The organism is Flagellimonas baculiformis (assembly GCF_033441575.1).
Lineage (GTDB): Bacteria > Bacteroidota > Bacteroidia > Flavobacteriales > Flavobacteriaceae > Flagellimonas > Flagellimonas baculiformis.
Map to the genome: position 1 here is coordinate 100,208 of NZ_JAUZVW010000008.1, position 20,217 is coordinate 120,424.

Annotated in this window: 16 protein-coding genes and 1 tRNA gene; 11 read left to right on the plus strand and 6 right to left on the minus strand. The window is 46.0% G+C overall.

Translation table 11 applies throughout. From position 1 onward, the window contains the following. Positions 1–76: 76 nt before the first annotated feature. Genes SD450_RS12525 through SD450_RS12535 form a run of 3 tightly spaced genes read right to left on the minus strand, consistent with a single transcriptional unit; the run spans position 77 to position 1,941 of the window. Entirely contained in the window at positions 77–676 is a 600-nt protein-coding gene (locus SD450_RS12525; RefSeq protein WP_318344792.1) for a Maf family nucleotide pyrophosphatase, read from the minus strand. Then, positions 669–1,196 (minus strand): KdsC family phosphatase, encoded by a 528-nt coding sequence (locus SD450_RS12530; RefSeq protein WP_318344793.1) that lies wholly within the window; start codon positions 1,194–1,196, stop codon positions 669–671. Before SD450_RS12530 ends, SD450_RS12525 begins: the two co-directional genes overlap by 8 nt. After that, positions 1,180–1,941, minus strand: a complete 762-nt coding sequence (locus SD450_RS12535; RefSeq protein ID WP_318344884.1) for a Rossmann-like and DUF2520 domain-containing protein — start codon at positions 1,939–1,941, stop codon at positions 1,180–1,182. The genes SD450_RS12530 and SD450_RS12535 overlap by 17 nt, the downstream gene beginning before the upstream one ends. A gap of 135 nt (positions 1,942–2,076) precedes the next feature. Between SD450_RS12535 and ccsA the strand changes: the two genes are divergently transcribed. The 4 genes from ccsA (at position 2,077) to bshB1 (ending at position 8,815) form a co-directional block, all read left to right on the plus strand. Then, on the plus strand, positions 2,077–5,244 hold the full coding sequence (ccsA, locus tag SD450_RS12540) for a cytochrome c biogenesis protein (RefSeq protein WP_318344794.1): 3,168 nt from the start codon (positions 2,077–2,079) through the stop codon (positions 5,242–5,244). Between the two features lie 224 nt (positions 5,245–5,468). Further along, complete coding sequence (locus SD450_RS12545; protein ID WP_318344795.1) at positions 5,469–6,881, plus strand: MATE family efflux transporter; 1,413 nt, start codon at positions 5,469–5,471, stop codon at positions 6,879–6,881. Positions 6,882–6,917: 36 nt separating this feature from the next. Continuing rightward, on the plus strand, positions 6,918–8,087 hold the full coding sequence (locus SD450_RS12550; RefSeq protein ID WP_318344796.1) for a trans-sulfuration enzyme family protein: 1,170 nt from the start codon (positions 6,918–6,920) through the stop codon (positions 8,085–8,087). A 5-nt stretch (positions 8,088–8,092) separates the two neighbouring features. Beyond that, complete coding sequence (gene bshB1, locus SD450_RS12555; RefSeq protein WP_318344797.1) at positions 8,093–8,815, plus strand: bacillithiol biosynthesis deacetylase BshB1; 723 nt, start codon at positions 8,093–8,095, stop codon at positions 8,813–8,815. On the opposite strand, the gene SD450_RS12560 is transcribed toward bshB1, so the two are convergent. Continuing rightward, positions 8,816–10,786, minus strand: a complete 1,971-nt coding sequence (locus SD450_RS12560; protein ID WP_318344798.1) for a tetratricopeptide repeat-containing sensor histidine kinase — start codon at positions 10,784–10,786, stop codon at positions 8,816–8,818. A gap of 383 nt (positions 10,787–11,169) precedes the next feature. On the opposite strand from SD450_RS12560, the gene SD450_RS12565 reads away from it, so the two are divergent. Next, a tRNA-His gene (locus SD450_RS12565) sits at positions 11,170–11,245 on the plus strand. 214 nt (positions 11,246–11,459) lie between these two features. Here SD450_RS12565 and SD450_RS12570 read toward each other — a convergent pair. Next, the gene (locus tag SD450_RS12570) at positions 11,460–13,025 is read right to left on the minus strand and encodes a M28 family peptidase (protein ID WP_318344799.1); all 1,566 of its coding nucleotides are present in this window, start codon (positions 13,023–13,025) and stop codon (positions 11,460–11,462) included. 495 nt (positions 13,026–13,520) lie between these two features. On the opposite strand from SD450_RS12570, the gene SD450_RS12575 reads away from it, so the two are divergent. Together SD450_RS12575 and SD450_RS12580 are read left to right on the plus strand one after the other, a co-directional pair. Next, the gene (locus tag SD450_RS12575; RefSeq protein WP_318344800.1) at positions 13,521–14,777 is read left to right on the plus strand and encodes an NAD(P)/FAD-dependent oxidoreductase; all 1,257 of its coding nucleotides are present in this window, start codon (positions 13,521–13,523) and stop codon (positions 14,775–14,777) included. An 86-nt stretch (positions 14,778–14,863) separates the two neighbouring features. Further along, positions 14,864–15,787, plus strand: coding sequence for a hypothetical protein (locus tag SD450_RS12580; RefSeq protein ID WP_318344801.1), 924 nt, complete (start codon positions 14,864–14,866; stop codon positions 15,785–15,787). 25 nt (positions 15,788–15,812) lie between these two features. On the opposite strand, the gene SD450_RS12585 is transcribed toward SD450_RS12580, so the two are convergent. After that, positions 15,813–16,457, minus strand: coding sequence for an alpha/beta hydrolase (locus tag SD450_RS12585; protein WP_318344802.1), 645 nt, complete (start codon positions 16,455–16,457; stop codon positions 15,813–15,815). Positions 16,458–16,517: 60 nt separating this feature from the next. On the opposite strand from SD450_RS12585, the gene SD450_RS12590 reads away from it, so the two are divergent. The 4 genes from SD450_RS12590 to SD450_RS12605 are packed head-to-tail and all read left to right on the plus strand — an operon-like array spanning position 16,518 to position 20,148. Then, complete coding sequence (locus tag SD450_RS12590; protein ID WP_318344803.1) at positions 16,518–16,940, plus strand: PaaI family thioesterase; 423 nt, start codon at positions 16,518–16,520, stop codon at positions 16,938–16,940. Beyond that, positions 16,921–17,979, plus strand: a complete 1,059-nt coding sequence (locus tag SD450_RS12595) for a chorismate-binding protein (RefSeq protein WP_318344804.1) — start codon at positions 16,921–16,923, stop codon at positions 17,977–17,979. Before SD450_RS12590 ends, SD450_RS12595 begins: the two co-directional genes overlap by 20 nt. A 54-nt stretch (positions 17,980–18,033) precedes the next feature. Further along, positions 18,034–19,770 carry a 2-succinyl-5-enolpyruvyl-6-hydroxy-3-cyclohexene-1-carboxylic-acid synthase gene (menD, locus tag SD450_RS12600; protein ID WP_318344805.1) on the plus strand — a complete coding sequence of 579 codons (1,737 nt, stop codon included), beginning with the start codon at positions 18,034–18,036 and terminating at the stop codon, positions 19,768–19,770. A gap of 36 nt (positions 19,771–19,806) precedes the next feature. Then, positions 19,807–20,148: a DUF2853 family protein gene (locus SD450_RS12605; protein WP_318344806.1), complete on the plus strand. Its 342-nt coding sequence runs from the start codon at positions 19,807–19,809 to the stop codon at positions 20,146–20,148. Positions 20,149–20,217: the final 69 nt, after the last annotated feature.

The window sequence follows — 20,217 nt, forward strand, 5'->3', positions numbered from 1 at the left end:
TCATAAGGAAAAAACTCGAACTGACATTTGTTGATGTTAAAAGATCGAAAACTTGGTTAAAGGCAATTTTGAAAACTTAGGAAACCATATCCATCAACGTCTTATATATCAGATGGGTAGGTAGCCCCACCACGTTGGTATAGGAGCCCTTGATTTTGGAAATACCCACCATCCCGATCCATTCCTGTATGCCATAGGCCCCAGCTTTGTCAAAAGGAAGGTATTTGTCCACATAATATTGGATCTCCTCCTCGGAGAGCTTCTTGAGCTTGACCTTGGTGATGGAACTCACTATTTTTTGGGAATCCTTTGTGGTAAAACAGACCGAAGTAATGACCTTGTGCCAGTCCCCAGACAGGGTGCGCAACATTTTGGCGGCCTCTTCCTTGTTTTCCGCCTTGGCCAAAGAAGCTCCCTTGTGCCAGACCACCGTGTCGGAGGTGATCACGATCTCATTTTGTTGGAGTTCTTCCTTAAAAGGTGTGGCCTTCAATCGGGCCAGATATTCGGATATTTTCTTTCCGCGCAGTCTTTTGGGATAGACTTCCTCCACCGACTTTGGTCGGACCTCAAAATCCAAGCCCAGTTCTTCCAGGAACTGTTTTCGTCGCGGCGAACCGGAACCCAGGATGAGTTTGTGATTTTTCAGGCTTTCCTGCAAAGGGTTTTTAATCATTTTTGGCGCTGAAATTATCGTTCCAGTCCCCTCGGACCTTCAATACTTGTTCAATGATGTCGCGCACACAGCCGTCTCCGCCATTTTTGTGGGAAACATAGTCGGAAATGGTCTTCACTTCTGGCACGGCATTTTGTGGGGAGGTGGCCAATGCCACCAGTTTCATGGGCGGAATATCCGGAAGGTCGTCCCCCATATAGACCACGGTCTGAGGGTCTATGTTATAAATGTCCAGGTATTCTTTCAGGGGCTCTTCCTTGTGGTGGGCGCCCATGTAAAAATCGGTCACGCCAAGACCTTTTAACCGCTCTTTGACGCCTTCATTGGTACCGCCGGTGATGATACAGACATTGTATCCCTTCTGTATGGCGGTCTTTAAGGCATATCCATCCTTGACGCTCATTTTTCGGAGCAACTGCCCATCGGAAGTGATCAGGACAGACCCGTCGGTGAACACCCCATCCACATCAAAGACGAAGGTGGTGATGTTGCTCAAAAGCTCTTTATAGTTTTTCTTCATAGACTTGTTTTATGGCTTCGCTCATCAAATTGTAGAGCGCAATATGTTTGTCGTTATCCAAAAGTTTCAAGTGGTCCTGCATGCTTTTTTGATCGTTCCTTCGGGCGGGTCCGGTTTGTGCCTCTTTGGGGGACATGGACTGGATTTTCTCCGCTGTTTCCACGATCAAGGGTTTCAACAGGTCGAACGGCAGCTCTTCCTTCCTGCAGATTTCTTCACCTATCCCATAGAGATAGTTGGTAAAATTGCTCACGAAAACAGCCGCAAGATGCAATTTTTTTCGCTGTTCCGAATCGACCTCGTGGACATTTGGGGATAGGGCATGGGCCAATGATCTCAACAGGGTCAATGATGCTCCTTCTTTGGCCTCGATGCAGATGGGCACTTTTCCAAAATCGATGTCCTTACCTTTGGTAAAGGTCTGTAATGGATAGAATACCCCTCGGTTTTCAGGTACCAAAGCATCCATTCCGACAGCTCCGGAAGTGTGCACCACCACCCCTTTTTTTCCATCCAGATGATGTGAAACTTCGGTTATGACATCATCTTTTACGGCTATGAGGTACACATCGGCATCCTTGATGGCAGCATAGTCTGAAGTAGTGGCAACATGAGCTGAAAAGGAGCGCAGGCTTTCGGGATTTCTACCCACGACCTGTACCACACGTGCTCCAGTGGATGCAGAAAAAGCCCTGAATAGGTGCATGGCAAGGTTCCCGGTTCCCAAAATGACGACACTGAGCATGTTCAAAATTACAAATTTAAGGGAGAAGCATCATACCAACAATTAACAATCCCATTTGATGTTTTATTGCCGATAAAAACGCCTAAGTTGTAAAAAGGCCGTATTTTTGCAAGCCGAAAGCAGACTGATTTTTCCATGATCAATATTCTTAAAAAGACCCTATTTTCCACAAGACTTATGGCCGTTCTTTTTTTGGTCTTTGCAGCGGCATTGGCCATGGGAACTTTTGTGGAAACCTGGTACAGTACCGAAACCGCACGAATTTTTATTTACAACACGACCTGGTTTGAGGTGATCATGGTCTTCTTTGTAATCAACTTCTTCGGAAACATATACAGATACAAGCTGCTCCAATGGAAAAAATGGCCCGTATTGGTACTCCACCTATCCTGGATTTTGATCATTCTTGGGGCATTCGTTACCCGATATATCAGTTATGAGGGAATGATGCCCATTCGCGAAGGGGCCACGGAGAACCAGTTCTATTCGGACAAGACTTATTTGACCGCCTACGTGGACGGTGAAATCAACGGGGAGACCAAGCGACGCATTTTGGAAGATGACATCCTTGTGACCCCGGAAGGAAAACGTACCAGTCTGCCGTGGAAATCCGATTTCAACGGACAACCGTTTACCATTTCGTATGTGGATTTTATTGATGGGGCCGAAAAAGGACTGATTCCCGATGCAAACGGACAGGAATACCTTCAGATCGTGGAAGCTGGCGATGGCCAACGTCACGAACACTATCTTGAAAACGGTAAGATTGCGAGCATACACAATGTCCTTTTTGCCTTGAACAACGATACCGAAGGAGCCATCAATATATACGTTACAGAAGAGGGTGATTACCAAATAAAGACTCCCTTCGAAGGGAATTTTATGCGGATGGCGGACCAATTTCAGGGTGAAGTGACCGCGGACAGCATCCAACCCTTGCAGTTACGATCGCTCTATTCCATGGCCGGGATGCAATTCGTGGTTCCCGAACCCATGGTCAAAGGAAAATATGGCATCGTGAAGATTCCTGATGGGGAGCCTACCGAAATGGCGCAAGATGCCCTGGTCGTTGCCATCTCCGCAAATGGGGAGACCCAGGAAGTGAAATTACTCGGAGGTAAGGGCACGACCAATTTTTCGGACAAGATACACGTAGGGGGACTGGACTTTTCGCTCAGTTACGGCTCCAAGGTCTATGAACTTCCTTTCTCCATTGAATTGAATGATTTTATTGCTGAAAAATATCCCGGGACCGAAACGGGTTATGCATCGTTCATGAGCAAGGTGACCGTACACGACGAGCGTCCATTCGATTATGACATTTATATGAACCACGTGTTGGACCACAAGGGATATCGGTTTTTTCAGGCCAATTTTGACCCTGATGAGAAAGGGACCGGACTTTCTGTGAACCACGATTTTTGGGGCACATGGATCACCTATATTGGTTATTTTCTGCTTTATATCGGTCTGATGGGTATCATGTTCTTTGGCAAGACCCGTTTTAGGGATTTACAGACCATGCTCAAAAAAATCAAGGAAAAGAAAGCTGCAATGACCACCATTGCACTGTTCCTTGCCATGGTGTCCGCAAGTGCCCAAGAAGATGCGCATGGACATTCCTCTACACCCACCCAGGCACAGATAGACTCTGTGATTCAAGCGACCACAGTGGCAAAGGGGCATGCCGAAAAGTTCGGGGCTTTGGTCATACAGGATGAGGGTGGCCGTATGAAGCCTATTAATACCTTCGCCTCCGAATTGCTGCGAAAACTGAGCGGAGATAACAAATACAAAAACCTTTCCGCCAACCAAGTGTTCCTCTCCATGATGTTGAACCCAGGGGTTTGGTACACTACGGATATTGTTGCTTTGGGCGATAAGGGAAACGATAGTATTCGTAAAGTTATCGGTGTTCCCGAAGGCACAAAGTTTGTCAAGGCTACGGACTTCTTTGATGCCAAAGGGGAGTACAAGCTAAGGCCCTTTTTGGAATTGGCTACATCCAAGGCCAATCCCAATAAATTTGAAAAGGATTTCAAGAAAGTTGGGGAGCGATTGAGTTTGCTCAACATGGCTTTGAGTGGAAGTATCGTGAAAATATTTCCCTTACTGGACGATGTAAACAACAAATGGATCTCTGCCGTGGAATATCGGGGAGGACAATATCAGGTACAGGATTCGTTGTATTCCAATTTTATCCGGAATGCCATGCCCTATTATCTGAATTCCTTACAGCAGTCCATTGCTTCCGGGGATTATTCCCAACCGGACCGGCTGCTGGAGGCCTTCAAGCAGAACCAACTCAACCATGGGGCAGAGGTGCTTCCGTCCGACCAAAAGGTCAAGACCGAGATCATCTACAACAAACTGGATATTTTCAATCGGTTGTACAAGTACTACGCCATTGTTGGTTTGTTGCTGTTCTTTGTGCTGATAGCCAAGATTTTCAAGGAACGCAAGATTCTTGAGGCCATTGCGTATGGATTGAAGGGGACCATCATCTTATTTTTTATATGGCATACCATAGGTCTGGTTCTACGCTGGTACATATCGGGCCATGCGCCTTGGAGCGATGCCTATGAAAGTATTCTTTATGTGGCATGGGCCACCATGGGTATAGGTTTGGCCTTGGGCAGAAAAAGTGAATTGACCATAGCCTCCAGTGCTTTTGTGACCTGTATGTTATTGTGGGTTGCCCATCAAAGTTGGGTGGACCCGGCCATTGCCAACCTGCAACCGGTGTTGGACAGCTACTGGTTGATGATTCACGTGGCGGTCATTGTGGGCAGTTATGGGCCGTTGACCGTCGGGATGATCTTGGGCGTGGTCGCCTTGTTGTTGATGGTGCTTACCACTAAAAAGAACAAAAAACGGATGGATATCAATATAAAGGAACTCAGCATTGTTAATGAACTTGCACTCACCGCAGGTTTGGTCATGCTCACCATTGGGAACTTTTTGGGTGGACAATGGGCCAATGAGAGTTGGGGCCGTTATTGGGGATGGGATCCCAAGGAAACATGGGCCTTGGTCTCCATCATGATCTATGCTTTTGTTTTGCACATGCGCTTGGTGCCGGGTCTTCGCGGTAAGTGGATCTATAATTTTGCAAGTATTGTGGCCTATGCCAGTATCATGATGACCTATTTTGGGGTCAATTTTTATCTTGTGGGCCTTCATAGCTATGCCAGCGGGGACCAAGTCATCACACCAACATTTGTGTGGTACACCGTTCTGGGGGTGTTTGTTCTGGGAGGAATCAGTTTTTGGCGTTACAAGGTGCACTACGCCAAAGAATAAGCGTTTGCCCGACCTGTTTTTTTACCATCCGTAAATGGGTGGAAAAAAAGATATTTTTGAAATTTCGTTCTCTTTTTGAAAAAAGTTGCATATTTGCTCCATCATGAAGTTATAAGAATTATGTACACCATGGATGTCACCTTTGGCCCTTCGCCAAAAAAGTAACCGAAGACTTTTCGGTCAGTTGACATTTTCCCTTTTTTCAAACATAATTCTTGACAACAATGACATCATCCAATAATACCCTTACATTCAAAAAATTCATACAATATTTCTGGATTGCCGTATCCGGAAAAGAAACAGAGTTCACTTCAGGAAGCATCCGAAAGGCCATTTTCATGCTTTCCATCCCCATGATCTTGGAAATGCTCATGGAATCCATTTTTGCTTTGGTCGATATCGCCTATGTGTCCAAAGTAAGCGTGAATGCCGTTGCGACCATAGGTCTGACAGAATCCGTGATCACATTGGTCTATGCACTTGCCATTGGCCTGAGTATGGCTGCGACCGCCGTTGTGGCCCGTCGCATTGGCGAAAAAGATGTGCAAGGCGCACGCATTGCGGCTGTGCAGGCCATCAGTTTGGGCATCTTGATCTCCATTGTCATTGGCGTGATAGGAATGCTCTATGCCAAGGAGATTTTGGCCCTTATGGGCGGCGAACCTGATTTGATCGCCGAAGGATATGGCTACACCCAGATCATGATAGGTGGTAACATAACAGTGGTACTGCTTTTCCTGATCAATGCCATTTTTAGGGGTGCGGGGAACGCATCCATTGCCATGTGGACCTTGGTACTTTCCAATGGACTCAATATCATTTTGGATCCTATGTTCATCTTCGGATTTGGACCCATTCCCGAGTTTGGGGTGATGGGGGCCGCCATTGCCACGAATATTGGTAGGGGAAGTGCCGTCATTTTCCAACTGGCCATTCTGTTCTTTGGTTGGGGCAAGATCAAACTGGCCCTTCAGGATTTGGTGCTCAACTTCAAGGTAATGGTCAATTTGATCAAAGTTTCCTTGGGAGGCATTGCGCAGTTTCTGATCGGCACATCGAGTTGGATTTTCTTGATGCGGATCATGTCCGAGTTCGGTAGTGAAGTGCTCGCAGGCTATACCATCGCCATCCGTGTGATGATGTTCACCTTGATGCCCTCATGGGGAATGAGCAATGCAGCGGCCACTTTGGTAGGGCAGAACCTTGGGGCCAAACAACCGGACAGGGCCGAGACATCGGTATGGAAAACAGGGAAGTACAATGCCATTTTTATGGGTACGGTTTCCTTGATCTACCTCATTTTTGCCAAAAGTATCGTTTCGTGGTTCAACACCACACCAGCCGTGGTCCAAAATGGGGCGTTATGTCTTCAGGTCATCGCCTTGGGCTATGTGTTCTATGCCTATGGGATGGTGGTCAGCCAAGCGTTCAATGGGGCAGGGGATACACGTACCCCGACCAAGATCAACCTGGTTTCATTTTGGTTCTTCCAATTGCCCTTGGCCTATATATCGGCCCTAGTTCTTGGCTGGGGAGCCATGGGGGTTTTTGTGGCCATCACATTTGCAGAAGTCCTATTGGCCATCATTGCCATGGTGTGGTTCAAAAAAGGAAAATGGAAGCAGGTCCAAGTATGATGGGTTTCGTATCTTTAGCCTAAAGATTTTATCATCATGAACAAAGCAAAAAAAGGCATCAACACGGTGTGCACCCATGAGGGGGAACTTGTGGACAGCCAGTTCAAAGGGGCCGTTTCCCCTTTATATATGAGCACTTCCTATGAGTTCGAGGATGTGGATGTAAAACGGTATCCGAGATACTTCAACACCCCCAATCAAGAAGCGTTGTGCAAAAAACTGGCAGCTTTGGAACATGCCGAGGCCGCATTGATATTCGGTAGTGGTATGGCCGCCATAAGCACGGCCTTGATGACTTTCCTTAAAGCAGGGGACCATATCGTTTTGCAACAGACCATATACGGCGGTACGTATCACTTTGCCGTGACACAGTTTGAAAAATTTGGGATTGAATATTCGTTCACCGACGGATGGTCGGTAGCGGATTTTGAGAAAGAGATCAAACCAAACACCAAAGTGATTTACATTGAAACGCCATCCAACCCTTTACTGACAATCACGGATATTGCTGGAGTGGCCCAATTGGCCAAAAAGCACGATATTCTTTCGATGATAGACAACACTTTTGCCAGTCCCATCAACCAAACTCCCATTGATTTTGGGATTGATGTGGTGTTGCACAGTGCCACAAAATATATGGGAGGCCATTCCGACATCTGTGCGGGTGTGGTCGCTGCTTCCAAAGAACATATGGACAAAGTCTTCCAGACCGCCATTTGTTTTGGGGGAAGTCTGAGTGATTATACAGTATGGCTGCTGGAACGTAGCATTAAGACCATGGCCATACGGGTGAAGGCCCAAAATGACAACGCCATGCAGATGGCCCTGTACCTGAAAGGCAACAAGGATGTGGAAAACGTCTATTACCCAGGTTTGGAAGACCATCCGGATCATGCGTTGGCCAAGGCGCAGATGCATGGATTTGGCGGGATGCTCTCTTTTGAAATGGATTCGGGCATAGATGTATCCTTGTTTTTCAAACAGTTGAAGCTCATCAAACCATCAATGAGCCTTGCTGGGATTGAAAGTACCTTGGTCTCCCCGGTGATGACATCGCATGCGCTCATGAGCCCGGAGGACAGGGAAAAGCAAGGCATTAAAGATTCCCTGATCCGCCTGTCGTTGGGTATTGAGGAAATAGAAGATTTAACAGCAGACATTGAGCAGGCCATCGCCAAGGTAAAATCAATGACTGTGACCGCATAACGCATATGAAATTAGACATTTTAGTATTTGGGGCACATCCTGATGATGCCGAACTCGGCGCAGGCGCCACCATGGCCAAGGAAGTTTCCAAAGGAAAAAAAGTGGGGGTCGTTGACTTGACCCGCGGTGAACTTGGAACACGGGGCACAGCGGAAATCAGAGATCAAGAAGCCGCCAAAGCAGCAAAAATATTAGGCCTAGTCGTTCGGGAGAACATGGAATTTGCTGATGGATTTTTCACCAATGACCGGGAACACCAGTTAGAGTTGATCAAGGTCATCCGAAAATACCGACCGGAAATTGTGCTGTGCAATGCGGTGGACGATAGGCACATCGATCATGCAAGGGGAAGCAAATTGGTAAGCGACGCCTGTTTTTTGAGCGGTCTCGTAAAAATTGACACCAAGATGGACGGTGATGACCAATGGCAGGCACCATGGCGACCCAAGGTAGTCTACCATTACATCCAATGGAAAAATTTGGAACCAGATTTTGTGGTGGATGTCTCTGGGTTTATCGAAAAAAAGACAGAAGCCATCATGGCGTACAGCTCACAGTTTTATGATCCGAATAGTAAAGAACCCGAAACTCCGATCAGCAGCAAAAATTTCACCGATAGTGTGATTTATCGCGCTAGGGATTTGGGTAGAATAGTCGGTGTGGAGTACGCAGAGGGCTTTACCGTGGAGCGGTATGTTGCCGTGGACAACCTAGGTGACCTTATCTGATCAACTGGCTTTCTGGTACCTTTTTTCGGCCTTTGGTAGGGTAAAATAAAAGGTGGTTCCCTTGCGAAGCGTACTTTCCACCCAAATGGAGCCTTTGTTTTTCAGCACCATTTCCTTGCAAAGGGACAATCCAAGACCGGTTCCCTTCTCGTTATTGGTACCATAGGTGGTAATGTTGGTGGAGTCCTCAAAAACTTTTCGCTGCATTTCCTTGTTCATCCCGATTCCGGTATCGCGTATCGAAATTTGCCAAGAAGTCGGTTTCTCTTCTGCCTCAATGGTAATCAGACCGTCATTGGGCGTAAACTTGATGGCATTGCTGAGCAGGTTTCGGATGACAATGTCGATTTGGTTCTGATCGGCCCAAATTTGCGGATTGTCAGGAAGTTGGTTGATGATTTTGATGGACTTGCTCTTGGCCAGCTCGGACAATAATTGCATGTTGTTCACCACTATTTTTTCCAAAGAGATTCGTTTGGGTCGGGTCACAGCGCCGTTCAACTGGTTTTGCCCCCAGGACAATAGGTTGTTGAGGGTAAACGAGATATTTTCCACATCGCTCTTCAGTTTTGGGATAAACGAAATGAATTCATCCTTCCCAATTTCCCCTTCCATGAACAACTTGAGCAATTCCTGCAAAGCCCCAATAGGTCCCCGAAGATCGTGCCCGATGATGGAAAACAGTTTGGTCTTGGTCCTGTTGATCTCGTTCAGTTCCGACTCACGTTCGGTCACTGCTATGGATTTTTCCTTAAGCTCCTTGTTCAGTTTTTTCTGGATTTTTTCACTACGCCTTACCACCAAGATGATGATGCTCAGGATGAGCAGCACGATCACTGAAAAGTAAATGTAGTTCCTTTGCTTGGCCAATGCGACTTGGTTGGACTCGATGAGTTCCTTTTTTTCCTGCTCATATTGCAGTTTGGTTTCCAAGAGGGACAAACTCTGTTTGTTCTTGTCCCTGAACAAGGAATCCGAAAGTGACTTGAAAGTTTCCAAATACACCAACGCGGCCGTGTTGTCACCCTTCTTCTTATGAAGTTTGTATAAAGTTTCCGAACAATCTATCTGTCCTTGCAGCGATTTGATTTTTTTGGACAGCTCCAGTCCTTCTTGGGCATGCACCAGTGAAAGACTGTCCTTTTCCAGACCAAGGTACACTTTGGACATGCCATTCATCAGTTGGATCTTTATCCGGTCATCCTCGATTTGGTGCTTGAAAAGCATATTGCTCTGATCGAACCAATAGAGGGCCCATTGGTATTTTTGCTGTTCCAGGTAAATATTTCCCTTTACCTCGTAGGCATAGGCAAGCCAGTCGTATATCTTGTTCTTTTCAAAAGTGATGATGCTCCTGTTGATGTTGAACATGGCATGCTTGAAATCTTTGGCATCCATATATAGGGAAGCCATGTTGCTCTGGGTTTCCGCATCAATGACCTCGTCCCCCAATTTTCTGTTGATCTTTTGAACGGTATCATAGAACATCAGGGCATTTTTAAAGTCCTTCTGGTCTGCATAGAGTCCGGCTATGTTCTCGTTCAATATGGAGAGCATTTTTTGATCATCGATTTTTTTGGCAAGATCTATACCTTTGAGGTTCAGGTTGAGTGCGTCCGCATAGTTGCCCTCAAAACTATAGTTTTGTGCCAAGGTATTGATGATGGAAATTTCACAGGGGATGTCGTTATTTTTTTGGGCCAATTGAAGCGCCTCTTCAAATAAAGGCATGGATTTTTTTCTGTCGCCCTTGTCGTAATAGTAGTTGCCCAATGCATCCAACCCTTTTATCTTACCATAGCCATAATCAATGGCTTCACTGTATTTGAGGGCCCTTTCTGCGATGGAATACAGACTGTCATTGTCCAGATATCTATAGGAAAAAGCAAGTCGGATGAGTAGGTTGATGTGGGTCGTGTCCTTGGGATTGAACCTATTGGTGGACTCCAAACGTTGCAGTTTGAATGCCAAACTATCCTTTTTGCTGGTTTGACCCAAAAGGGTCGAGACAGAAAGAAAAAAGCAGGCACATACTGCTACCTTGGAGAGCAAGTTTTTGTAGTTAGGTATGGAGGCTTTTTTGGACAGCAAAGACAATATCTATTAAAGTGCTAAAATAAATTTGTACCTGTTTTTGGGAAATTAAATGTTGTGAAACGTCAAAATAAGTGTGTTTGGTCTAAAAAAACGTGTATTTTATCGATAGATTGTACTAAACTTCAAAAAACAGGGGCCCAGACCTTTAGGTGGCACAACGAACAGAAAGAATACCACTTCTGATTTTTTGTGAATGTAATGCTTAAAATATTTTGGTTGGATCAATACAAAAAAGTATTTTTGCATCCGCTTTAAATGGTGGTTGTAGCTCAGTTGGTTAGAGCGCTGGATTGTGGTTCCAGAGGTCGCCGGTTCGAGCCCGGTCTTCCACCCTTTATCACTTAAAAGAGTCCCGGAACTTGATTGTTCCGGGATTTTTTGTTTTTGGAAGTAATCGAGGGTGAGACGCCTGTGCCGCGCCTAGCCGGGGTAAGTCCAGTCTTCCACCCAAGCATTGACAGGTCCCAAGCCGTAAGGTTTGGGATTTTTTGTTAACAAAAAGGCCCTTATAAAATAAGGGCCTTTTACTTTTTGTCGCGGTTAGATCTTATTCCTCTGTGGCCGGTGCCTTGTCCACCACCAATCTTTGGTCCTTGTTGGCTATCTCCCACGCAGTGTAGAAAATAAGACGGGTACGGTTTTCCAAAAGATCGTAGTTGATCTTGTCCGGTGTGTCGCCAGGACGGTGGTAGTCCGCATGCGTACCGTTGAAGTAGAAGATGATCGGAATATTGTTCTTGGCAAAATTGTAATGATCGCTCCTATAGTAGAATCGGTTCGGATCGTTCTCATCGTTGTAGGTGTAGTCGAACTCAATATTGGTATATTTCTTGTTCACTTCTTCGGAAAGATTGTGGAGTTCGGTACTCAATTTATCCGACCCAATAAGGTACAGATAATTCCTGGCACCCTTGTAATTGGGGTCGATACGTCCAATCATGTCAATGTTCAAGTCCACAACCGTCTGGTCCAATGGGAAAATAGGATCCACGTCGGTATAGTATCGAGAGCCCAAAAGTCCTTTTTCCTCACCGGTCACGTGCAGGAACACAATAGATCGTTTGGGTCCGTTCCCCGCATCGGCCGCCTTTTTGAACGCTTGGGCAATTTCCAATAGCGCCACACTTCCCGAACCGTCGTCATCTGCCCCATTGTTGATCTGTCCATCTGCAGTAATCCCAATATGATCCAAGTGAGAAGAGATCACCACATATTCCTCGGGTTTTTCGGTACCCTTCAATACGGCGACCACGTTTTCAGAACTCACCTTATCGTTTGCACTGCTAATATTGAGCGCGATGCTTGTTGGGATGGTCTTGGCGGCATCTTCATTTTCAATGTCATTGTAGATGGCCTTTGCTGATTTTTCGTCAAGAATGATAAGAATAGTTTCAGCATGGTCTGCAGCCAATTGCATCCTTCCACTGTTGTTGGTCTTCATGAAACCAAAGTAACCTTTGTACCTTGGATAATTTTGTGAGTCATAATATAGAACTCCTTTGGCCCCTTTGCTCTGCGCCAGTTCGGCCTTTTTACCCATTCCTTCGGACATGTTGCTCCAAACGGATTTTTCGGCACTTCCTGAAATGATATAGTTTCCATCGCCATCAACAGGCTCTCCGGCCTTGATAAGGACCAACTTTCCGGTTACGTCCACGTCTTTGTAATCCGAATAGTCACCTTCCTCAATACCATATCCTACATACACCACATTTTCATAGTTGCCCTCGGCAGACGAAAAGGAGACCACATTTTCTCCCAGTTCAAAAACGGTATTGTTGATGGAGATGCTTCCTTCAGGCACATTGGATACTTCCAAAGGCACTTCTTGAAAATAATCCCCATCTGCCTTGGCTGCGGGAATGCCCAACGATTCGTAGTGGGCCTTGAGGTATTCCACGGCTTTTTTCTGTCCGGGCTGTCCGGTTTCCCTTCCTTCAAATTCATCGGAAGCGTAGGTGTAAAGGTGTTCTTTGAGGTCGTCCTGGGTGATGGTTTCCGCATAAGGAACCGGGTCGGCCACTTTTGCGACCTTTTCAGGCTCCGAAACCGCTTTTTGCGAGGAATTGCAGGCAAATACCAGCCCCAGGGCAAGAATGGATAATTTTTTCATTTGTTCGTTATTTTTCAAAATCTTCCAAAAGTAGTCAAAAGATCGCTAATGGAATGTGTATCTGGATTGAAGGGATTTGTATTTGAAAAAAATGACGTTTAAGGCTACATCATGGCTATACGATCAAGTTTAAAGTTTCAGGTTTCAATCTGCAAATTTTAAATAACTCAATAACAAATAACAGAATAACCCGATCACTTACTCTGGACTTCGAGCTTCGAACATCAAACAACTCGCTCGTGGTAGGTATGTGCCTCTTTTTACAAGAGTTGCACGAATTCGCACGAAAAAGTTCAAGGATTCAAACCTGAATCTTGAAACCATAAACACCAAATTCCAATGACTCACTAACCGAATGACCCATGTCTTGCCTCTCACGTCTTATATCTTGAATAATTTACAATAAAAGTTTGAAAAGAGTTCATTAACTTTTACGTGCCCATTATGTATCTTGGCACCCAAATTATCAACTTCATATATCGTAAACCACGGAATATGGGCAGTAGTAAAAGTGTTATTGTCGTAGGAGGCGGAATTGTTGGGCTTTCCACGGCATATTTTTTACAGAAAGAAGGTCACCAAGTGACCGTTTTGGACAAATCGGAAATTGATTCTGGAGCATCCTTTGTGAATGCGGGGTACCTCACGCCGAGCCACATTATCCCATTGGCCTCGCCAGGCATGATCACGAAGGGATTGAAATATATGTTCAATTCGTCCAGCCCATTTTATATGAAACCCCGGTTGGATGTGGAGTTCATCAAATGGGCCTGGTACTTTAAAAAATCATCCACCAAGCCCAAGGTGGAAAAGGCCATGCCCGTCATCAGGGACATCAACCTGTTGAGCAGGGAACTGTATGAAGACATGAAGGCTTCCGGTGACCTGGGTGATTTTTTGATAGGGGACAAGGGACTGCTGATGGTATATCAGACCGAACAGGCGAGGGACCACGAAATGGAGGTGATGGAGAAGGCGGTGGAAATGGGCCTTGAGGGCAGGAGCCTGAGCAAGGAAGAACTCAAACAAATAGAGCCCAACGTGGATTTTAATGCCGAAGGTGCCATTTTGTATGAATGCGATAGACATACCACTCCTCCATTGATCATGAAAAAGTTGTTGGAACATTTGACCCAAAGCGGAGTGACCATCAAAAAAGGGGAGGGTGTACAGGATATTTCGGTATCAGACCGTAAAATCACCAAGGTGGTGACCGACCGGTCCAGCTACGAAGCAGATGAAGTGGTATTGGCGGCAGGATCTTGGACCTCGCAATTGTCAAAGAAATTGGGGCTTCCATTGCCATTACAGGGAGGCAAGGGATACAGGATCAATGTGGAATCCCCGACCGGTATCACCATGCCCGCCATCTTGATGGAGGCAAAAATGGCCGTTACGCCAATGGAAGGCTTTACCCGTTTTGCGGGGACCATGGAGTTTTCCGGGATCAACCATATCATCAGAAAGGAAAGGGTGGAAGCCATTGCCAGAGGAGCGGAGCGTTACTACAAAGGACTCCAAATATCCGAAGAGGACAAGAGCAATGCCCAGTGCGGTCTGCGCCCCGTGACCCCGGATGGCCTACCGTATATTGGACGGCCGACCAAGTTCGATAACCTGACCATAGCCACAGGACACGCCATGATGGGATGGAGTTTGGGGCCGGCAACGGGCAAACTGATTACCGAGCTGATTTCGGACCAGAAACTGTCCATGGACATCGCTCCTTTTGATCCTGACCGTAAATTTTAGGGAAACCCGCATTTTCTTTAGGTTAATTTGGGCATAGTATGCACCATAAATTTTTTAATTGCCTTAATTCGAAGTAATTTTGTAGTATGATCAAACACTACACCACCACCCTTATTTCTATTTTCTATGCTTTTGGCCTTCAATCCCAAGAAGTCCAGATATTTACCGTGGAAGATTTTGACCTTCAAGGAAAGGTCAAGTCGTGTTTGGTCATTACCGATTATGGCAGGGAACTGTTCGAGTTCAACAAAAATGGCATTTTGACCAAGACCGTTACCCAGTACAACGATACGGACCAGGACATCACCTATTACAAGTACAAAGAAGGTGAATTGTTGGAAAAACGTATGGAAAGTTACAAGAACAACGTTTTGGACGAATCCACTTCCATGGCGAATTTCTATACCATAGACACGGTCCCGAACAGGAAAGTGGTGGAAAAGATCGTTTCCTATGACAAGCAGTTCTTGGAACAACAGGTATATCTCTATGGTGAAGAGGGCAAATTGCAGAAGATGGTCTCCTCCAATATAGATGGAGTGGACGAAACTACTTTTGAATATACGCCATCCAAGGACGAGGTCACTGTGAGCACTTACACCAATGGCATTTTGGAGAAATCGGTCAGGACCTCGGAGCGAAAAGGACCCAAGGGAACCCAAAAATCCGTGCTCACCAAGGAATACATTGATGGTGAACCCAACCGCGCGACCGAAGAGGTCTATAATGATAAAGGAAAACTCGTCACCAGCGAAGATTTTCTATACAGTGCGGAAGAAAAGGAATTTATTTCCCAGAAAAAACAGTTCTATCACTACAAGGAAGGCGTGCTGGACAGGGTGGTCACCAAGACCTTGACGACGGAATCCACCAACAACTACATTTTTCAGTTCGACAGCCATACGCCAAAAAACTGGGTGAAGCAGATTGTGACCCCGAACAATACCTATACCACAAGGGTCATCAAATACTATCCCGAAGAAGCCGAAAAGACCGATGTCAACCGATAGATACTTTGTATCTAAGGCTTGAAATCTATACCAATTTTTTGATGATTTCGGGCTTCACCTCATGTCCGCCTGCAAAGGTGATGATTTCTGCCTTTCCTCTAAATAACATATCAATTTTGACCTTTTCGGCCTTCAATCGGTCTGGGGTCAAAAATTCATCCGTATCCCCATAAATGATCTTGACGCTGGTCATATCGAAATCCAGGAAATTAAAATCTTTCTCCGTCAATTCGTTGGGAATGCCCCCGGCATAAAGTGCTACCGTTTTGCAGACAATTTTTTTATGGGCCAACCAACGCATGGCGATGGAAACTCCTTGCGAAAAGCCAAAGAGGATAAAGTTCATGTCTTTTGGCAGGTTCTCCGCCTGTAGCACCGCATCGATATAGTTGAGCACGTTGCCAATTTCCATCTGGGTGTTCTCCTTGGTGAGCCAACTCGCACCCACGTATTTGTACTCGTTCCCCAGATAATATTTGGAAGGGGCCTGTGGCACAATGATGTAGTTGGTCTCCGGGTCCAGTGTATTGAAATATTTTACAAAGTAACGGCTCAAGTACCCAATGCCATGGAACACCAACCAAACATTCTTGGTATTGGGCGTGATAGTGTTTTGGGTCAGATAGGAATTTTCGGTGGTGTAGGCGACCGTTTTTTCATTATGGGGCATAATCATGGAGTTTGATTCGATATTGCCATCGCTTTGTGTAATTTTACAAAAAATAAGAGGATGAACGAGCACAAAGAGAAAATTCTGGCGGTCTGCAACGAAATCTGTAAGGGAACTTTAATGGAAACATTGGATATAAGCTATATCGATGTGGGCGAGAATTTCCTTTTGGCGCGCATGCCCGTTACACCGAGGGTCTATCAGCCCGATGGGGTTCTGCACGGCGGGGCATCGGTGGCCTTGGCCGAGAGTGTGGGCAGTGCCGCCTCCTATATTTTCTTGGATGGAAAGGAGTTTTTTGTGCGTGGGATAGAGATTGCCGCAAACCATGTGAAATCCGTGAAAGAAGGTTATGTGTATGCACGGGCATCCATCCTCCACAAGGGCCGGACCACCCAACTTTGGGAAATCAAGATCACCAATGAGGAAGGCGATCTCATTTCCAACTGTAAATTGACTACCATTGCATTACCCAGAAAATAAAGAGCTTCAATACCTATTCGACAAAGTCGAAAACCAGCTAAAAAATGACCTTCCCTTTGCCATCTATCGAAAACCGCAACAGGAAGAACTTGTCGGTGTTTTTCAATGGGACAATGAACTCCGCTTGACCAATTTTCAGGACAAGGGATTTGTTTTTGCGCCGTTCGATCTTGGAAAAGGTGTCGTCCTGATTCGACCTGATGAAATTGTAACGCAAAACTATTCCATCCAAAAAAAAATGGAAAGGGTAAAAGTCACTCTTTCCGAAGAAGGAAAGAAGGACCATTTGACGCTAGTTGAAAAGGGTATCCAAGAAATTGGGAAAGGGAATCTGAAAAAAGTGGTCCTGTCAAGAAAAATGGAGGTGGCCTTGACCAAAAGTCCCCTTGCCATTTTTGATGATCTATTGCAACAGTACCCCGACGCATGTTGTTACCTGTTCCACCATCCCGAAGTAGGCACTTGGTGTGGGGCAACACCCGAAACTTTGGTAAAGGTCAAGGGAGATAAGTTGTGGACCATGTCCTTGGCCGCGACCTTGCCCTTCGAAGGCAACGAAGACCCGCAATGGGGCAGTAAGGAGATCGAGGAGCAGAACATGGTGTCCGATTACATTCGGGAAAAACTGTATCCTGCCCTGGAACGGCTGGAAATTGATGAAGCAAAGTCCATCAGGGCGGGCAACCTTTGGCATTTGAGGTCCGAGGTAAGGGGAAGGATGAGGCCTGAAACAGACATTCAAAAAGTGATCACCACATTGCACCCAACTCCTGCTGTGTGCGGCATACCCACCCAAGATGCCATGGATTTCATCATGCGGAACGAAAATTACCAGCGCACCTTTTACACCGGTTTTTTGGGAGAGCTCAATCTTTTCGGTCCAAATGATATTTCGTTGTTCGTGAACCTCAGGTGTATGGAACTGAACGGGGACAAGGCTTCCATTTTTGTGGGCGGCGGCATCACTTCGGCCTCCAATCCGCTCGACGAATGGATTGAGACCCAGAACAAAAGCAAGACCATGCTGGGCATCCTATAATTTGCTGCCCCGGATTTTAGGGGAATCCCATTTTCAAGCGTATTTTTGTACTCCATGATGTACTCCAATATTCCCGCCGCACAAACATTGGTTCTGTATTTTAAGTCCAAGGGAATCAAACATATAGTGATTTCGCCAGGTTCAAGGAACGCACCGTTGACCATCGGTTTTACCAAGCATCCTTTTTTTACCTGTTATAGTGTTGTGGACGAGCGCTGTGCCGCTTTTTTTGCCCTTGGCATGGCCCAGCAATTGCAGGAACCCGTTGCGGTGGTCTGCACATCGGGGAGTGCCCTGCTCAATTACTATCCGGCAGTGGCCGAGGCTTTTTACAGTGACATTCCCTTGGTTGTGGTTTCGGCAGATAGGCCAAGTTACCGAATCGATATTGGGGACGGCCAGACCATCAGGCAGGCGAATGTACTGGAAAAGCACATCGGATATGCTGCCAATCTGAAGCAGGATGTCTCCCATGCACCAGGTACTGTGTCCGCACTGGGCAAAAACCTTTTGGCGGATAGGCAGGAAGAGGTCCAGGCATACAACGAGAACGAATTGGCCAAGGCACTTCGGGTAGCATTTGTGGAGAAATCGCCAGTCCACATCAATATCCCGTTTGAAGAACCGCTATACGGTGTGTTGGACGAGCCCAAGGTGCAGCTATCTTTGCCCGAAGAAGACACCAAAGAAGCATCCGAAGGGGTGGAATATCACAAGTTTGCCTCTATTTGGAACAGCAGTCCCCGAAAAATGGTCTTGGTAGGGGTGGACCAGCCCGATACCATAGATCAAGAGGTGTTGGAGGCTTTGGCAAAGGACGGCCAAACCTTGGTGTTCACCGAAACGACCTCCAATCTGCACCATCCCGAGTTTTTCCCCAGCATTGACAGTATCATCGCCCCGATTGAAAAATCATCGGACAGGGAGGCACTTTTCAAAGCGCTCCAGCCCGATGTACTGCTTACTTTTGGCGGGATGATCGTTTCCAAAAAGATCAAGGCGTTTCTGCGCAAGTTCCAACCCAAAGTCCATTGGCACATCGACCCCAAAACCGCATACGATACGTTCTTTTGCCTCACGGAGCATGTGAGGGAACAACCCAATACCTTCCTAAAACACATTCTTATCCCTTCGGAAACGGAAAGTGCCTATAAAAGGAAATGGAAACAGGCCAAAGCGGCCTACGAAAAGGGAAGGGCCACTTATTTGGAGCAGATTCCCTTCTCGGATTTCATGGTTTTTGATGAAGTGATGAAGCAAATACCCAAAGGGTATCAGGTGCATTTGGCGAACAGTTCCACGGTACGGTATGCCCAATTGTTCCCCATGCACCCATCCTTGAAAGTGTTTTGCAACAGGGGCACCAGTGGCATAGATGGGAGCACATCCACTGCCGTAGGGGCCTCCGTGCACAGTGAGAGTCCTACTTTGCTGATCACCGGGGATTTGAGCTTTCTGTATGACAGCAATGCCCTTTGGAACAACCATATCCGTTCCGATTTTAGGATCATCATCGTGAACAATGGGGGAGGGGGCATTTTTAGGATCCTTCCGGGGAAAGAGGACACCAATGAGTTCAATACTTTTTTTGAGACCCAGCACCGACTCAATGCGGAACATTTGGCAAAGATGTTCGGTTTTGAATACCATCAAGTTTCGGACAAAAAAGAATTGATGGACGGCCTTGAACATTTTTATGTGGAATCTGATAAACCGAAGATTCTGGAAATCAATACGCCACGGGAGCTGAACAATAAAATTTTGCTCGACTATTTCGATTTTATATCTTAGGCCATAACTATAAATCCACAAAGAAACTGACCGATTATGAGCAGACGAGACGAACTCATCGAAAAATATGCAGACGACATCAAGACCAAGTTTGGGGAAACCCCGGACATGGATTTGTTGACCAAGGTGACCGTAGGCCTGGGCCCGGCCATATATAATTTGGATGCATCCAAAGTTTCCGGGTCGAATGACAAGGAACTGGAAACCGTAAAGAACAACTTTTTGATCAAAAAATTGGGTCTTGCCGATAGTCCTGCTCTTATGGAAGCCATCAAAAAGGTGATCGATACTTATGGCCAATCAGAGAAAAACAAGCAACGTGCCGTCATTTATTATATGTTGGCGAAGCATTTTGGAAAGCAATCCGCTTATAATTAGACGGATACACAGATAAATTACGTTTGGCTGCTCTTTTGGGGCAGCTTTTTTTATACCCACAAATTCCAT

What these genes read in the sequence shown, in the direction of transcription:
- SD450_RS12525 (WP_318344792.1), bottom strand. Translation starts at nt 676, where the DNA reads ATGATTAAAAACCCTTTGCAGGAAAGCCTGAAAAATCACAAACTCATC.
- SD450_RS12530 (WP_318344793.1), bottom strand. Translation starts at nt 1,196, where the DNA reads ATGAAGAAAAACTATAAAGAGCTTTTGAGCAACATCACCACCTTCGTC.
- SD450_RS12535 (WP_318344884.1), bottom strand. Translation starts at nt 1,941, where the DNA reads ATGCTCAGTGTCGTCATTTTGGGAACCGGGAACCTTGCCATGCACCTA.
- ccsA (WP_318344794.1), top strand. Translation starts at nt 2,077, where the DNA reads ATGATCAATATTCTTAAAAAGACCCTATTTTCCACAAGACTTATGGCC.
- SD450_RS12545 (WP_318344795.1), top strand. Translation starts at nt 5,469, where the DNA reads ATGACATCATCCAATAATACCCTTACATTCAAAAAATTCATACAATAT.
- SD450_RS12550 (WP_318344796.1), top strand. Translation starts at nt 6,918, where the DNA reads ATGAACAAAGCAAAAAAAGGCATCAACACGGTGTGCACCCATGAGGGG.
- bshB1 (WP_318344797.1), top strand. Translation starts at nt 8,093, where the DNA reads ATGAAATTAGACATTTTAGTATTTGGGGCACATCCTGATGATGCCGAA.
- SD450_RS12570 (WP_318344799.1), bottom strand. Translation starts at nt 13,025, where the DNA reads ATGAAAAAATTATCCATTCTTGCCCTGGGGCTGGTATTTGCCTGCAAT.
- SD450_RS12575 (WP_318344800.1), top strand. Translation starts at nt 13,521, where the DNA reads ATGGGCAGTAGTAAAAGTGTTATTGTCGTAGGAGGCGGAATTGTTGGG.
- SD450_RS12580 (WP_318344801.1), top strand. Translation starts at nt 14,864, where the DNA reads ATGATCAAACACTACACCACCACCCTTATTTCTATTTTCTATGCTTTT.
- SD450_RS12585 (WP_318344802.1), bottom strand. Translation starts at nt 16,457, where the DNA reads ATGCCCCATAATGAAAAAACGGTCGCCTACACCACCGAAAATTCCTAT.
- SD450_RS12590 (WP_318344803.1), top strand. Translation starts at nt 16,518, where the DNA reads ATGAACGAGCACAAAGAGAAAATTCTGGCGGTCTGCAACGAAATCTGT.
- menD (WP_318344805.1), top strand. Translation starts at nt 18,034, where the DNA reads ATGATGTACTCCAATATTCCCGCCGCACAAACATTGGTTCTGTATTTT.
- SD450_RS12605 (WP_318344806.1), top strand. Translation starts at nt 19,807, where the DNA reads ATGAGCAGACGAGACGAACTCATCGAAAAATATGCAGACGACATCAAG.